Source organism: Actinopolymorpha sp. B9G3, assembly GCF_040120725.1.
Taxonomy (GTDB): Bacteria; Actinomycetota; Actinomycetes; order Propionibacteriales; family Actinopolymorphaceae; genus Thermasporomyces.
Genome location: NZ_JBEEAB010000010.1, coordinates 141,114 through 154,445 on the forward strand (window position 1 = coordinate 141,114; position 13,332 = coordinate 154,445).

Here is a 13,332-nt window from a genome sequence, read left to right on the forward strand (position 1 = left end):
AAACGGATTGCACAGCTCACGGCGCCCGCGACAGCCTGGCGGCGTGGTGGACAAAGGCGTGGCGGCACGAGCGGTGGACGTGAGTGTCGACGAACTTGTGGGTGCGGCGTTGTCTGTGCTGGAGCGGGAGCGGCCGGACATCGCCGTGGCTCCGGTACGGCTGGTGTACACGGGTTTCTCCAGCCATGTGTTGACTACCGGGTCGGGCTTCGTCGTCCGCGTTGCGCGTACCCCTGAGGCGGAGGTCGGCCATCGCCGGGAGACTCGGCTGCTCCCGGTCGTGGCGTCCGTGGTGTCGGTGGCCGTGCCGCTGCCTGTCTGGCGGCTGGAGCCGGGCCCGCGGTCGCGGTTCGGCGCGATGGCCTACCGCCGGATCGAGGGCGCCGCGCTGCCGCGCGACGGCGACCATTCGAGGGAGCTGGTCGTCCAGCTCGCGGACTTCCTCGTACGACTCCACCGGACGCGCGAGGAATCGGTGACTGCGACGGTGGCCCCTCTGGCCAGCTGGAAGCATCGCGCGATCGCGACGACGAGCAGGGCGGTTGACCACCTCGCCGGAGAGCTGCCAGCGGCTACGCACCGGCGGCTCGTTGCGTGGCGGGAAGCGTACGTACGCCACCTCGACCACATGCCCGACGAACGGGCGGGCGTAGTGCATGGTGATTTCTGGCACGACAACATCGTGAGCCGCGGCAACCAGCTCGCTGGGATGTTGGACTGGGAGGCCGCCGCACTGGCCGATCCGGCGGTCGACCTCGCGCCCGTGTGGGACATCGACGAGAACCTCGGGGCACGGCTGCTGGACTCCTACCAGCAGCAGGCCGGGCACGACCCCGCCTTGCCGCACCGCATCCGCCTGTTCCGGATCGCTCGCAACGTCGGCGGCATCACCTGGTCTCTCGACAACAACGACCCCGAGGAGTACGACGACTCTCTGACCAAGGTCCACGACATCCTGCACCTGCTCTAATCGGTGCCCGACGGGTGCAGCGACGTCGCGCCGCGGTGACCACGGTGGGCGACCGGGCGAGCATCAGCGATCGCTGTGCACGTGGTCGGCGAGCCATCGCATGAAGGGCCGTAACTCCTCGAGTGCGTCGAAGACGTGGGCACGAGCCGTTGGCGTGTGGAGCCAGTCCTCGCAGCCGAGGTATTTAGTGGCGGTCAATGTGCGGTGCCGCAACAGGTGAGCGCGGTCGTGGCCGGGGGGAAATCCGTGGGGAGTGCGTTCCATGACATCGCCCGAGAGCTCATATCCCTTGCCTTGCAGGGTTGCCAGTATGTCGACGAGTTGCTCGCCGGCAGGACCTGCCACGGCGGTGCGGTAGCCGCCGAGGCGGCGATTCCACCGGTGGCCCTGGACGACCAGGCCGTCCAGATCGAACGTCACGATGCACTGGTTGCCGTCGCCCATCAGGAACAGTGCCCGTTGTCGCTGCCAGGGCCAGATCATCTTGTCGAAGCCCCACACGAAGAAGTCCTCGTATGCCGGGTCCATGTCGGCGATGTCCTGCAGCAGCGCGACCATCGGCTGTCGTACGAGACGCTCGCGATCATCTCGCAGCCGCCGGCGCTCTTCCATCGTCGGCTCACCGTCAAGGCGCAACAGGACGTCGAAAGCCTGCTCCGGCCAACCGTCGAAACGTCCCATGGCACACCATTCTGTGGGGAACAGCGAACGCGCGAAAGCCCTCGAGGCGGCGTGGAGCGGAGTGGAGCTGACCTTTGGCTCTGGCCAGCCAAGGTGCCGCGCGAAAGGGTGGGTGGTATCGGGCAGGTGGTCGGTTGTACGCATTGGCGGCAATAAATCCGTAGTGGCACATGGTCCGGACACGGGTTTCCATTCAGCTGAGCATGCCTGCCGGATATGGCCCGTTCCCTACTCCGGATCACCTGGCGGAAGCCGGTGGACAGTGGCGTCGAATTCGGGTTCGCGTGGTGGTGACGGCCCGTCGGATGAGGACCAGCGGGCCGAGCTGGAGCGGCTGCGTTCCGCCGCGGCAGCTGCGCAGGCAGATGCCGCCGAGGCGCGGGCGGAGGCCGCCGCGTTACGTGCTCAGCGAAGTGGCGAGGTTCCAGCAGCCCCACAACGGCCAGGTGGGAGAGGGCGCTGGCGTACGCCGATCGCTGTGTTACTTGTTCTTCTTGGTTCCCTCTTCGCACCCCTTGCCACTGCGGCGGTCTGGGTCCATACGGAGCTGTCCGACACGGAGCGCTATGTCGAGACCGTGGCACCCCTTGCTACAGATCCAGCCGTACAGGCAGCGGTCGCCGGTCGCACGACCGACGCGATCATCACCCGCCTGGACGTCGACCGCGTGCTACGGCAGGCGATCAACGCGATCATCGCAAGAACCGACCTGCCGCCAGTCCTCGCGGACCGGCTTCGTGGTGTATCAGGTGCGATGTCGGACGGGATCCACAGCTTCGTCGAGACCCGGGTCGGCAATCTCGTACGCAGCGACCAGTTCGCCCACGCATGGGTGCAGGCCAACCGGGTCGCCCACCAGGAGATGGTCAACGTGCTGTCGGGACAGGAGAGTGCAGCCACCGTCGAAGGCGACGTGGTCAGCCTGCAGCTCGGCCCGTTCATCGAGGTCGCGAAACAGGATCTCACCGATGCGGGCTTCACCCTCGCCGAGAGCCTTCCCCCGATCAATCCCAGTATCGAACTCTTCCGGACCGAGGCTCTGACCAAGGCGCAGTCCGCATACACCTTGCTCAACCGGCTCAGCAGCGCCCTGCCCGTGCTCTCCGTTGGCTGCCTCGCGGCCGGTGTCGTTGTGGCGCGCCGGCGCCGCCGGATGCTCGTTGCCGCAGGGCTCGGGGTTGCCGGTGGCATGGTCCTGCTCGGTGTCGTGCTGGCGATCGGACGCGCGATCCTCCTCCGTTCCGTTGAGTCCTCCGCCGCTGGCGCCGCGATCTACGACACGCTGGTCCGCTATCTCCAGGACCAGCTGTGGACGCTCGGTGTGCTCGGACTGGTGGTGGCGTGCGGAGCGTTCATGACGGGTCCATCGACCATCGCGTCACGCACCCGCTCGTTCGTGGCCGCCATGATCCAACGACTACAGGTGTGGACGGAGTCGCACGGCTTGCACGTCGGGACCGCCGGCCCCTGGGTGTACGACAATGCGCGGTGGCTGCGGGTGATCGTCATCGCGGTCGCCGGACTGATCCTTGTGGCGTGGCACCAACCCGGCGTCCTGGTCGTCATCTCGCTCGCCGGCAGTGTTGTCGTCGCACTCGCCCTCATCGCGTTCCTCGCCCGGCGTGGACCAGCTGATCGTGACGCAAAGCATTAGCGTTGCGGTTTCAGCGGGTTGCACATCAATTGGGTCGGTCCTCCAAGGGAGCCCTGAAAATTGCCCGGCAGTAGTCGCTTCGACTGGCCTATTCTTACTGCGTGGCAGGCTGAAGACGCCTGGTCCAGTCTGTTGGGGGATGACATGGATTTTCCATTGCTCAGCGCGTTTCTCACGATGGCGTTCTTTTTCTTGTGGATCTTGTGGATCTTCCTTCTGGTCAAAATCATCGTCGACATTTTCCGCAGTCATGACCTTGGCGGCTGGGGCAAAGCAGGATGGCTGTTGTTCGTGATCGTCCTGCCGTTCCTCGGTGTGTTCGTCTATCTCATCGCGCGTGGCCGCTCCATGAGTGAGCGGGAGATGGCAAAGGTCAAGGAACAAGAACAGGGTTTCCAGGACTACGTGCGGAGCGCCGCGCGAGTGCCCACTCAGGCCGACGAGCTCAGCAAGCTCGCCCAGCTCCGCGACCACGGAGACATCTCCGACGCGGAGTACCAGAAAGCAAAGGCGAAGCTGCTCACCTGAGGAGAACCCCGATCCGGACGACGGGCCAGCCTTGGCGACCGGCAGGTGTTCAGGTCGCTTGCCGGGCGGCCCGTAGGACGTAAGCACCAACCGCGAGGCGGCTACGTCAGCTCGCTCAGTATCCAGTCGAAGAGTTCGAGAGCGACTCTTACACGCTGCGGTGTCTCGGAGAGAAAGAGCTGCCGATACAGCGCCTCCACGTCGGCAGGTCCTGCCAGGTCTTGGAGGTGGGGTTGTACCGAGCTGTTCGGGGGAGTGGCCGGTTGTTGGCCGCCCACAGGCCCTCCATGATTCCCCAGGAGCTGGTCCCGGTGGCGAACGCGGCCTTCAACAGATCGCCACCGCTCATGGCGACCCGGATCTTGTCCTGGGGATAGCGAAGGCGGGCGGCGAGGTCGGACCTCTCCTGCTCGGTGACCTGGTAGGTGTCGAACCGATGTTGCGCTTGCTGTCTCAGGCTTGGGAGGACACCTAGCGGGTCGTAGAGGATTCGTCCGTCCAGGTAGGCGTAGACGTGCATCGGGTTCGCTTCGAGGGTAGCTCGGGCAGTTTCCACGTCGGAGTATCCGCGCTCGACGAGAATGCCGTCCCGCAGCTCTTGCTGAGCTGGTCTGTGCAGGCCGTCTGCAAGGATGAGCCGCAGGTCGATGTCCGTTCCAGGCAAGGCGTCGCCTCGGGCGAGCGAGCCCGTCAGGAGCACCCCGACGACGTCTTCCTCTTGCTTCGCTTCATCGATCAGATCGTCCAGCATGGCGCCGTACAAGGCGGACATGGGTGGGCCTCTCGTCTGCGACATGTCGATGCGGTCACATGATTGTGGCACGCGCATCGCCGGGTCCCTCGCTGCTACAGGGCCGAGAGCAGGTCTGCTCGCGGGTCCTTTCCCCGGAGCATCATGCCCGCGGCCCGCACCTCGCTTGCGGAGAAGGATCCCTTCAGCAGACGCGCGTTCGCGTCCTTGTACTCGAAGACAATCGCACGCCGTGGAAACGCGGACGTGTTGGGGTGGGAGCTGTGCAGCGTCATGCAGTGCCAGAACGCCACTCCACCAGCCTTGACCGGCAGAGCGACCTCCCGCGCGTCGAACTCGGCGGTGTCACCCTGAACCATCTCCGTGAACTCGTCGCCATGGAAGTGGTTGAGGAGGCCATCCCGGTGGCTCCCGGGGACGACCCGAACACAGCCGTTCTCCAAGGTCGAGTCGTCGAGATAGACCTGGCATGCGACCAGGCTGGCGCGGTCGTGTACGAAGAATGCGAAGTCCTGGTGCCACGGCGCCCGGCTCCCTTGCCGCGCCGGTTTCATCATCATCATGGAGTAGTAGAGCTGGATGTTGGGGCCGATCAACATCTCCACCGTGTCGAGGATCCGGGGATCCCGTGCCAGTGCCATCCATTCGCCGCCCAGCTCGTGCGGTTCGGCGATCTGCTGGACGATGGGTGCTCCACCGCCGTCGCCGAACGTGTGGAGGATGAACCGGTCTGTGCTCTGGGTCAGTCCTTCGGCCCGGGCGGAGAGTCGGTCGGCACTGCCGCGCAAAGACTCCACCTCAGCAGGCGAGAACACCTCTTCGAGAACGAGATATCCGTTCTCTTTCCAGAAGTGGCGGCGCTGGTTGTCATCCATGTTCGCTTTTCCCTTCGTACGCTACCGACCCCGCAGACGGAATCTCTTCGACGACCTACCTGTCGAAGGTCACCACATCACCAGACGGCCATCGCGCCGCCGTCCACGATGACGGTCGTGCCGTTGACGAACGCCGAGTCCTCAGATGCCAGGAACACGGCGACGCGCCCGATGTCGTCGGGAAAGCCGACTCGTCCTAGCGGCGTCTGCGCCGCCTCCTGGTCGAAGTTGCCCTGCTCGAACGCCTGCTGCCCGCCGGTACCTTCGGTCACGATCACCCCCGGGGCGATCGCGTTGACGCGGATGCTGTGTGGTCCGAACTCCGAGGCGAGCGAGTACGTCAGTTGCTGCAGGCCGCCCTTGCTGGCGTCATAGGCGCTCCCGCCCACCGAAGCGCCACCGTAGTGCCCGGAGCAGGAGGTGATGTTGACGATAGCGGCACCGCCTCGTTTCTTCAGCTCTGGAAAGGCGTACTTGGCGCAGAGCCAGGGTCCGACGAGGTTGACGGCGAGCACGTGCTCGAACTCCGCGCGGGTGAAGTCGGCCACGGACTTGAACGGAAAGACGCCGGCGTTGTTGACCAGCACGTCCAGCCCTCCGGACTGCTCCACCGCCGTCGCGATCATGTTCTGCACCGCTACCTCATCGGACACATCGGCCTCGATGAGGTGGCACGGGTTGCCGAGGGCCTCGATCTCGCCTCGCGCGCGCTCCATCCGCTCGACCGAGAGATCCACGAGTACGAGGTGGGCTCCCTCCCGGGCCATCGCGAGGGCTATGCCCAGACCGTTTCCCTGGGCACCACCGGTGACCAGAACGGTCCTGCCGGCGAGTCGTTTGCTGTGGTCATCCACGATCGTCACTCCACATCGACGCGTCCGTTGACTTTTCGCCGTCCCATCGGGCGACAAAGCTGCTCCTGACATCCACCGCGTGCCCGGTCGTCGACGACCGGGCGGCGGCCTCGATGACCTCTACCACGTGCAGGGCGTGCTCCGCGCTGGGCAGTGGTTCCCGGCCGGTGGTGATGCAGTCGATCAGGTGCTCGACACCGAGGAGGTGGTCAGGGCCCGCCGCCCGACCTGTCCCGGGCGGCCTGATCGTTTCCCATTCACCATGCGGCCTCAGGACCTCGACCGGTGCGGCCACATCGAGCAGGTTCAGCTCGATGGTTCCCTGCAGGCCGCACAGTTCCAGTTGGGGCGCGTGGCTCCCCTGCACGACGTTATTCGTGGACACCGAGGCGAGCCGTGACGTGCCGAGGTCGAGGAGAAGGTGCCAGTTGTCGTCAACCTCGATCGGCACCTCCGTGCCTCGCGCGGGTCCGTCCGGAACGACGAACCTGTCTTGTGCTCGGGCGGTCATCGCGACAACCCGCCGTACCGGACCCAGCAGTCCGGTGATGGCGTGCAGCGGGTAGACGCCCATGTCCATGGCCGGGCCGCCCCCGCGGATGAAGTACTGACTCGGATCGGAAGGAAACCCGTGCCAAGGCGGTACGCCGCCGAACCCGGATCCGCGAACGGAGTAGACCGGGCCGATGGCGCCCTCTGCCAGCAGTTGGTGGGCGATGCGTACCTGCGGAAACAGCAGGACCGAAGGTGCGGAGACGAGGACCAGACCGGCTTGCTGCGCGTGATTGAGGAGAGTCAGCGCCTCGGCCGACGACGTCGCGATGGGCTTCTCGGTATAGACGTGCATGCCGTGCTTCAGCGCGGCCATTGTCGTCCGGTAGTGCAGCTGTATCGGCGTCAGATTGACGACAACGTCGCAGTCGATCTCTGCAAGCATCCGCTCGTAGTCGGTGTACCACGAAGGAACGTCGTACTGCGCCGCCACCGAACGCGTGCGCTCCTCGGTTCGCCCACACACGGCGACGAGGTTCACCCGGTCCCGCAGCCGGGTGAGCTCGGGGAGGTAGTCGCGCTGGGCGACGTCGCCGCACCCCAGCAGCGCCATCCTCAACCGGCCCGGGTGGTCGGTCACAGCACGCTCTCCAGCTCCGCCTGGCAGACGCGTTGTGCCTCAGCCAGTGCCGCCCGAGGGCGAGCGGCCTTGTTGGCGACCTGCTCCAAGGCGCGCCGCAGCTGATCTGTGGCAAAGCTCTGCACGGGGGAGTTCCACATGGGGGTCGCGATGTCCAGCTGTCGACGGAAGAAGTCGGTCGCCTCCTTCGCGAAGTCCTCGCCGCGCTTCTCCACCACCCGCGATGGGGCGATGCCGCCGGCGACGTTGGCGTTGGTCGGCACCCCGGTCGCGGTCGCGTACAGAGCCAGCGCACCGTCCACACTCAGGTGATCCAGGTAGGCGAAGGCCCCCTCGGCGTTGTCGACGCCGGCGGGGATGGCGAGCCAGTTCGGCCAGTATCCCGAGGTTGGCTCGCTCCCGCTGGGTCCGACGGGGATGGAGGCGATGTTCCAGTGTTCGAACTTCGGCTCGACCTCGTAGAGGTCGCCCATCACCCATGCGCCGGTCAGCATCATCGCCAGTCGCTGGTTCTGGAAGGCCGGCGGCTGCCCCTGCTCTCCTGGATACGCACCCCACGCACCGGACTCCGCGACCTTCCGGATGTTCCCCTGGTACTCCTCGTCCAGCCAGGACAAGAAGAACTCCAGCATCTCGACGTTCGACTCGGAGTCGATCACGTACCGTTGGTTCTCGGCGTCGAAGATCTGGCCGCCGTTCGATGCCGCCCACATCGGAAGCTCTTCGGCGGGGTCGCCGACCAGGAAGCCCGGGATGAATCCCGCTGCCTCGAGTTTGTCCCCTTTCCAGCGGGTGAACTCCTTGGACAGGCTGCGCAGCTCATCCCACGTCTTCGGGAAACTGTCGCGGTCGGCAGGAATTCCTTTCTCCTCGAACCAGTCCTGGTTGTACCACAGGGCGTAGGAGTCGGCTTGGAAGGGAAGTCCGTACGTCTGGCCCTCGAACTGGCAGCTCGCCAGGAGCGCCTCGGGCCAGTTGTTCTCCTGAGAGTTCTCAGACGCTGCCATGAACTCGTCCAGGCCAGTGAGAGAGCCGCGGACCGCCAGCGACATCGGCGTTTCCCACAGGACCATGGCCTGAGGCGGGTTACCCGCAGCGATACGGGCGAGCAGGACCTCCATGAAAGCCTGCTGCCCGGTGTGCCGGTGAATCCGCACCTTGACACCTTGGTTGCTCTTCGAAAACGCGCTGGCAATTTCCTTGTGTGTCGTGAAGAAGATGTCACTTCCGCCTGGGAGCCAGAACAACACCTCGGCGTCGCCGTCAGCCCGCGGTCCCGAGTCGTCGTCGCAGCCGAACAGGGCGAGCGCACCCCCTCCGACACCGACCGCGCGGAGGAAGTCGCGCCTCCGAACCCCGTGTGTGGGTCTACCGATGGTAGCCATCTGTCGCTCCTCTACGTCAATGATCAGTGCCGGTCACTCGGCGCTCCAGCATTCACGCCGAAGCTTCGGCGGTGAACCGGCAGATAAGAAGGCGCCATCTCGAGAGAACACACGTCGACGAGACGGCCGTGTCATCACCCCACACGTTTCGTTCCGGAAAGCGTTTCGCGCGTACGAACGGCGCGCGGAAGTGAAGCCCGGCGATCTCGTAGGTTCGCCCGGAATCGATACCGGTCGCCTCGGTAGGTGATCCGGCCGATCTCGAATGTTCGGTCGAGTTGGTCGAAACACCGGTAGTCGCCCACCAGGACGGATTCGCCTTCGTCCAGGCCGAGCAGTTCGGCTTCTCGCCCCGTGACACCCTTCGCCTGGAGTACGTACGAAGCACGAACCGGGTGGACATCGCACCGCTGGCGAAGTGCGGCGTAGAGCGATGCATTCGTGTAGTCGAGCGAGGTGACCGCGGCCGCCAGGTTGACCGGTAGCCGGGCGCTCGCGAGAGCGATGGGTACGTCGTCGAGCTTTCGCAACCGGTCAAGGCAGAAGACCTCGGAACCGGGTGCGACCCCGAGTTGCTCGGCCTCGTCGATCGTCGCCGTCCGGGTGTCCTGCTCGAGGACCTCTGCTGAGGCACGCAGGTCGCGGGCGGCGGCCATCTCGGTGAAACTCAAGGGCATCTCCTCGCCCTCCTCCACCATGGCCGTGACGTGCCACCCACGGCCTTGTCTGGCTTCGACGAGGCCGTCGTCGGCCAGGGCGCGAAGCGCGACTCGCAGCGTGGCCCGGCTGACCCCGACGCGCGAGCTCAGCTCACGCTCCGGTGGCAGTCGGCTGCCAGCACCGAACGCCCCACGAGCGATCGCCCCCGCGACAATCCGGTACACCTGCAGCGCCGGCGGCTCATCGTTCCCCGTGCGGACGCTTCCGACCATCGCTCACCTCGCCTGGGATCGAGTGAGTTGTCTGGCAAGGTAGACCACTCCAGTCCAGTTGACAATGGTGGTTCGCCACGGAGGTCCGCGGAGGGTTGGCCAATCCTCGCCAGTGAGCTCGGCCGCGGGTTCTCGTCGCCGCGTCTATCGTCGGGCGGTCGAGTCGCCGTCGGGCGGTCGAGTCGCCGTCGGGCGGTCGAGTCGCCGTCGGGCGGTCAGCGCGCGGCAGGGCCGGGGAGGATCTCGACCTCGTCGGGTCCTTGCAAGGTCTGCCCGCAGCGCGAGCAGGCGAGCGGCATCTCGACCTCGCCTCCGCAGCCGGCGTGGTGGACCAGGCGCGGGGGACCGGCGGTCCCGGCACGGTGCCGGTCGCCCCATCGCATGAGCGCGAGAAGGACCGGCAGCAGGTCGAGCCCCTTCGCGGTGAGGTGGTACTCGTTGCGTACCGGGCGCTCCTGGTAGGGAACCCGCTCGACGAGCCCGTCCTCGACGAGCCGGTTGAGCCGTTCGGTCAGGACGTTCCGTGCGATGCCCAGGCTGTCCTGCAGGTCGCCGAAGCGCCGCAGTCCGAAGAACAGGTCACGCAGGATCAGCAGGGTCCAGCGCTCGCCGACGACCTCGAGGCTCCGGGAGATCGAGCAGATCTGGTCCTCGTAGGTACGTCCAAGCACGAGAACGACCGTACCACTTGATGGTTGCGTGAAACAACCCACGGGGTCTAATGTGTGAGTTTCATGATGAAACTAGCGAGATGAGCGGAGCACGATCATGGCGAATGCACCAGTCCTTGTCGCCGGCGCGGCCGGCGGAGTTCAGGGATCGACGGGCAATCTCGTGGCGCGAGGCCTGCTGGAGAAGGGAATTCCGGTGCGCGCATTCGTTCGTACCGACGACGACCGCGCGGCAGCGCTGCGGACGCAGGGTGCGGAGGTGTACGTCGGCGACCTGCGCGAGATCGCCGACGTCGGCCCTGCTCTGCGCGGTGTCGAGCGGGCGTTCTTCACCTACCCGGTACGCGACGGGCTGCTCGAAGCGAGCGCCGTGTTCGCAAGCGCGGCGGCCCGCGAGGGTGTCCGGCAGGTCGTCGAGGTTTCCCAGCTCGCCCCGGAACCGCACGCCGGTACGCCTCGGCTTCGCCAGCACTGGGTGTCCGAGCAGGTCTTCGACCATGCTGGTGTCGGCGCCGTCCATCTGCGCGCCACTGTGTTCTACGAGAACATCCGCGCACTCATCACGACCGGGCCGAACGGCCACCAGTTGGTCATGCCTCTGGGTGGACAGGACGCCGTGCTTCCGTTGGTCGGTGGGCGCGACGTGGCCAGTGTCGCAGTCGGGATCCTGGCCGCGCCGGAAGTCCGGCCGGCGGGCTTTCATCGGCTCGTCGCCGGATTCGCCAGCGTCTCCGACGTCATGGCGGCGTTCGAGGTCGCCACGGGTCGGCCACTGCACTATGTCGACGTGCCGAGCCAGGCATGGAAGCAGTCGATGCTCGACAACGGCCTGAACGCGCACGCAGCCGCGCACCTGACGAGCCTGTGGGAGGTGTTCCGGGCTGCGGGGGCAGCGAACTGGGCCGACCCAGCGTATGAGCGCAACGACGCGATCGCGCGCATCGGTGGGCAGCGCGCACAGACGCTCGAGGAGTTCCTGCGCAGCAACGCGAGCCACTTCGCCTCGGTCGGCACACCTTGACCCTGTGTGCCGACCGAGGATCGTGCCGCACCCATACAGTGGCGTTCGTCCGTCCGTACGTACGGCCGGACTATGCGACTGATATCGGCTCGGTCTCGGTGCTCTCAGCCTGACGCTGACGCCACCTCCACCCCTGCGGCTGCGCGTAGTGGTGGACCCGAAGCAGCATCACGGCGACCATCGCCAGCATCATCGCCGCGTGGCCGATGTCCATGAGTCCCTTGCCCGACAGCAGTCCCAGGTAGTACGGAACAAGGAGTACGACGAACGGCGCGACCATGGCCACGCCCATCTCGGCGATCATCCGCCAGTGGTGCGCACGGATCCACATCCACAGTCCCATCCCGATGGTCATGTCGAGGGCCATGACAAGGACGTGCGCGTCGGGGCGGTCGCTCAGGCTGGGCCAGAACATGCTCCACACCGGGTCGAGAAGCATCATCCCGGCAGCCATTGCCAGGAACATCTCGATCGCGTGCCGGACGAAGTGCCGCACCGGCGGTCGACGGTGGAGGAGCCAGCCGATGCCGGCGGCGACCGCGGCTCCGACGAGCGCTGCGGCCAGTGCCTGGCCGGTGAGTAACCATGGCCAGGCCGCACCGTTGAGCTCCGTGCGTACCGGGTACTCGAGTGTCTTGGCCACCCAGGTGGCGGTGGCCACGTCCGTCGTCGCGGCCACGTCATGCAGAGCGGCGTCGAACGGGAACTCCCGTTCCGCGTGGAGGTACTCCGCCTCGAGCCCGACGGCGGCGGCCGCCTTCGCGAGGGCGGGGTCGGCCACCTGCGAAGCCGCGAGACCCGGCACGACGAGGCGATCAAGATCCTCACCGACGTCGGCAAGAGTGGCTCTCGGGACGAAGGTGAGCCCGTGCCGCGACCGGATCGGCGTACCGTCCATCGTGACGGTCCGCGGCTCGGCGACGAAGGCGAGCGTGGTGTAGGGACGCAGGGCCGAGGCGAGTTCGATCTCGCCGACCCCGTCGGTCAGCATGACACCCATCCGGGCGGGCTCGCGGTAGCCGAGATTGAACAGCGCCACCGCGTCGGGGAGCTCGACCCGCGACCCGGGCACCGGCGCCGGCCGACCCGGCTGGTAATGCGACCATCCCACCGCGGCCGCGGCCCTGCGGGCGACGGCTTGCCCGGCCTGGCGCTCGAGGATGCGCAGGGCGCCGTCCACTCCGGACAGGACCGCCGCGGTCGTGATGACTCGGCCGTTGTCGACGTACCGGACGTCCTTGGCCCACCGCACCTGCGGATAGCGCTTCTCCATGCCGCCCATGCTCAGGGCGAGCCAGTTCGACGTGGCCTCCTGGCCGTCCAGGAGACCGGCGCGTGCGAGCAACTCGGCGCCGACGCACACACCCATCACCGTGGCGCCGGCGGATGCCTGCGCGGACAGCCAGTCGCGCACCGGATCCGAGGTCACTTCTCTCCCGTCCGGCACCTCGGGTGCGATCACGACATCGACGCCTTCGGGGAACTGGCGTTCCAGCTCGGTGAAGCTGAAGTCGGGGACGAGGTCCAGCCCGCCGGAGAGCGGCACCGGTCGACGCACGGGGGCCGCAGTGTAGACGTTGAACTCGCCGGACACCGAGAGGACTTCGTACGGTGCAAGGGCGTCGGCCGCGTTCGCGCCCCTCGAGCTGGCCACGATCACGGCCGTCGGCAGCTTCGGATCATGGTCGGGACGCCCTGCCGCGGCGACGGATGCCCGGACATCCTCGGTCATGACGATCGGGTCCGGGTAGGCGACCGCGATCGCGTCCCGCGCCGGCATCACCCCCACCAGCACCATCACCGCCAGCGCCGCGAGCACGATCCACAGCCCGGTCAGAATCCGGGACGTCCAACGCTTCATGATTCCCTCCAGCCGCA

The 13,332-nt window shown here is 66.6% G+C and carries 13 protein-coding genes; 4 read left to right on the forward strand and 9 right to left on the reverse strand.

Going from position 1 to position 13,332, the window contains the following annotated elements; all coding sequences use genetic code 11:
• The first annotated feature begins 43 nt into the window (after positions 1-43).
• Positions 44-970, forward strand: coding sequence for an aminoglycoside phosphotransferase family protein (locus ABNF93_RS18885; protein ID WP_349329392.1), 927 nt, complete (start codon positions 44-46; stop codon positions 968-970).
• A 63-nt stretch (positions 971-1,033) separates the two neighbouring features.
• Here ABNF93_RS18885 and ABNF93_RS18890 read toward each other — a convergent pair whose 3' ends face one another.
• Positions 1,034-1,651: a DUF2461 family protein gene (locus ABNF93_RS18890; RefSeq protein WP_349329393.1), complete on the reverse strand. Its 618-nt coding sequence runs from the start codon at positions 1,649-1,651 to the stop codon at positions 1,034-1,036.
• A gap of 478 nt (positions 1,652-2,129) precedes the next feature.
• On the opposite strand from ABNF93_RS18890, the gene ABNF93_RS18895 reads away from it, so the two are divergent.
• Both ABNF93_RS18895 and ABNF93_RS18900 read left to right on the forward strand, forming a co-directional pair.
• A complete protein-coding gene (locus ABNF93_RS18895) occupies positions 2,130-3,305 on the forward strand; it encodes a hypothetical protein (RefSeq protein WP_349329394.1) in 1,176 nt (391 codons plus the stop codon).
• Positions 3,306-3,365: 60 nt separating this feature from the next.
• Complete coding sequence (locus ABNF93_RS18900) at positions 3,366-3,833, forward strand: SHOCT domain-containing protein (RefSeq protein ID WP_349329395.1); 468 nt, start codon at positions 3,366-3,368, stop codon at positions 3,831-3,833.
• Positions 3,834-3,981: 148 nt separating this feature from the next.
• On the opposite strand, the gene ABNF93_RS18905 is transcribed toward ABNF93_RS18900, so the two are convergent.
• The 7 genes from ABNF93_RS18905 to ABNF93_RS18935 all read right to left on the reverse strand — a co-directional run bounded on the left by ABNF93_RS18905 (position 3,982) and on the right by ABNF93_RS18935 (position 10,433).
• On the reverse strand, positions 3,982-4,605 hold the full coding sequence (locus ABNF93_RS18905; RefSeq protein ID WP_349329396.1) for a nucleotidyltransferase domain-containing protein: 624 nt from the start codon (positions 4,603-4,605) through the stop codon (positions 3,982-3,984).
• 74 nt (positions 4,606-4,679) lie between these two features.
• The gene (locus ABNF93_RS18910; protein ID WP_349329397.1) at positions 4,680-5,459 is read right to left on the reverse strand and encodes a phytanoyl-CoA dioxygenase family protein; all 780 of its coding nucleotides are present in this window, start codon (positions 5,457-5,459) and stop codon (positions 4,680-4,682) included.
• Between the two features lie 77 nt (positions 5,460-5,536).
• Positions 5,537-6,313 carry an SDR family NAD(P)-dependent oxidoreductase gene (locus ABNF93_RS18915; protein ID WP_349329398.1) on the reverse strand — a complete coding sequence of 259 codons (777 nt, stop codon included), beginning with the start codon at positions 6,311-6,313 and terminating at the stop codon, positions 5,537-5,539.
• Positions 6,306-7,445, reverse strand: coding sequence for a Gfo/Idh/MocA family protein (locus tag ABNF93_RS18920; RefSeq protein WP_349329399.1), 1,140 nt, complete (start codon positions 7,443-7,445; stop codon positions 6,306-6,308). The genes ABNF93_RS18915 and ABNF93_RS18920 overlap by 8 nt, the downstream gene beginning before the upstream one ends.
• Entirely contained in the window at positions 7,442-8,830 is a 1,389-nt protein-coding gene (locus tag ABNF93_RS18925) for an ABC transporter substrate-binding protein (RefSeq protein ID WP_349329400.1), read from the reverse strand. The genes ABNF93_RS18920 and ABNF93_RS18925 overlap by 4 nt, the downstream gene beginning before the upstream one ends.
• A gap of 134 nt (positions 8,831-8,964) precedes the next feature.
• Positions 8,965-9,762, reverse strand: coding sequence for a GntR family transcriptional regulator (locus tag ABNF93_RS18930; RefSeq protein WP_349329401.1), 798 nt, complete (start codon positions 9,760-9,762; stop codon positions 8,965-8,967).
• 215 nt (positions 9,763-9,977) lie between these two features.
• Complete coding sequence (locus tag ABNF93_RS18935; protein ID WP_349329402.1) at positions 9,978-10,433, reverse strand: winged helix-turn-helix transcriptional regulator; 456 nt, start codon at positions 10,431-10,433, stop codon at positions 9,978-9,980.
• 97 nt (positions 10,434-10,530) lie between these two features.
• Between ABNF93_RS18935 and ABNF93_RS18940 the strand changes: the two genes are divergently transcribed.
• Positions 10,531-11,454, forward strand: coding sequence for an NmrA family NAD(P)-binding protein (locus tag ABNF93_RS18940; RefSeq protein WP_349329403.1), 924 nt, complete (start codon positions 10,531-10,533; stop codon positions 11,452-11,454).
• 70 nt (positions 11,455-11,524) lie between these two features.
• On the opposite strand, the gene ABNF93_RS18945 is transcribed toward ABNF93_RS18940, so the two are convergent.
• Complete coding sequence (locus ABNF93_RS18945; RefSeq protein ID WP_349329404.1) at positions 11,525-13,315, reverse strand: DJ-1/PfpI family protein; 1,791 nt, start codon at positions 13,313-13,315, stop codon at positions 11,525-11,527.
• Between the last annotated feature and the right edge of the window lie 17 nt (positions 13,316-13,332).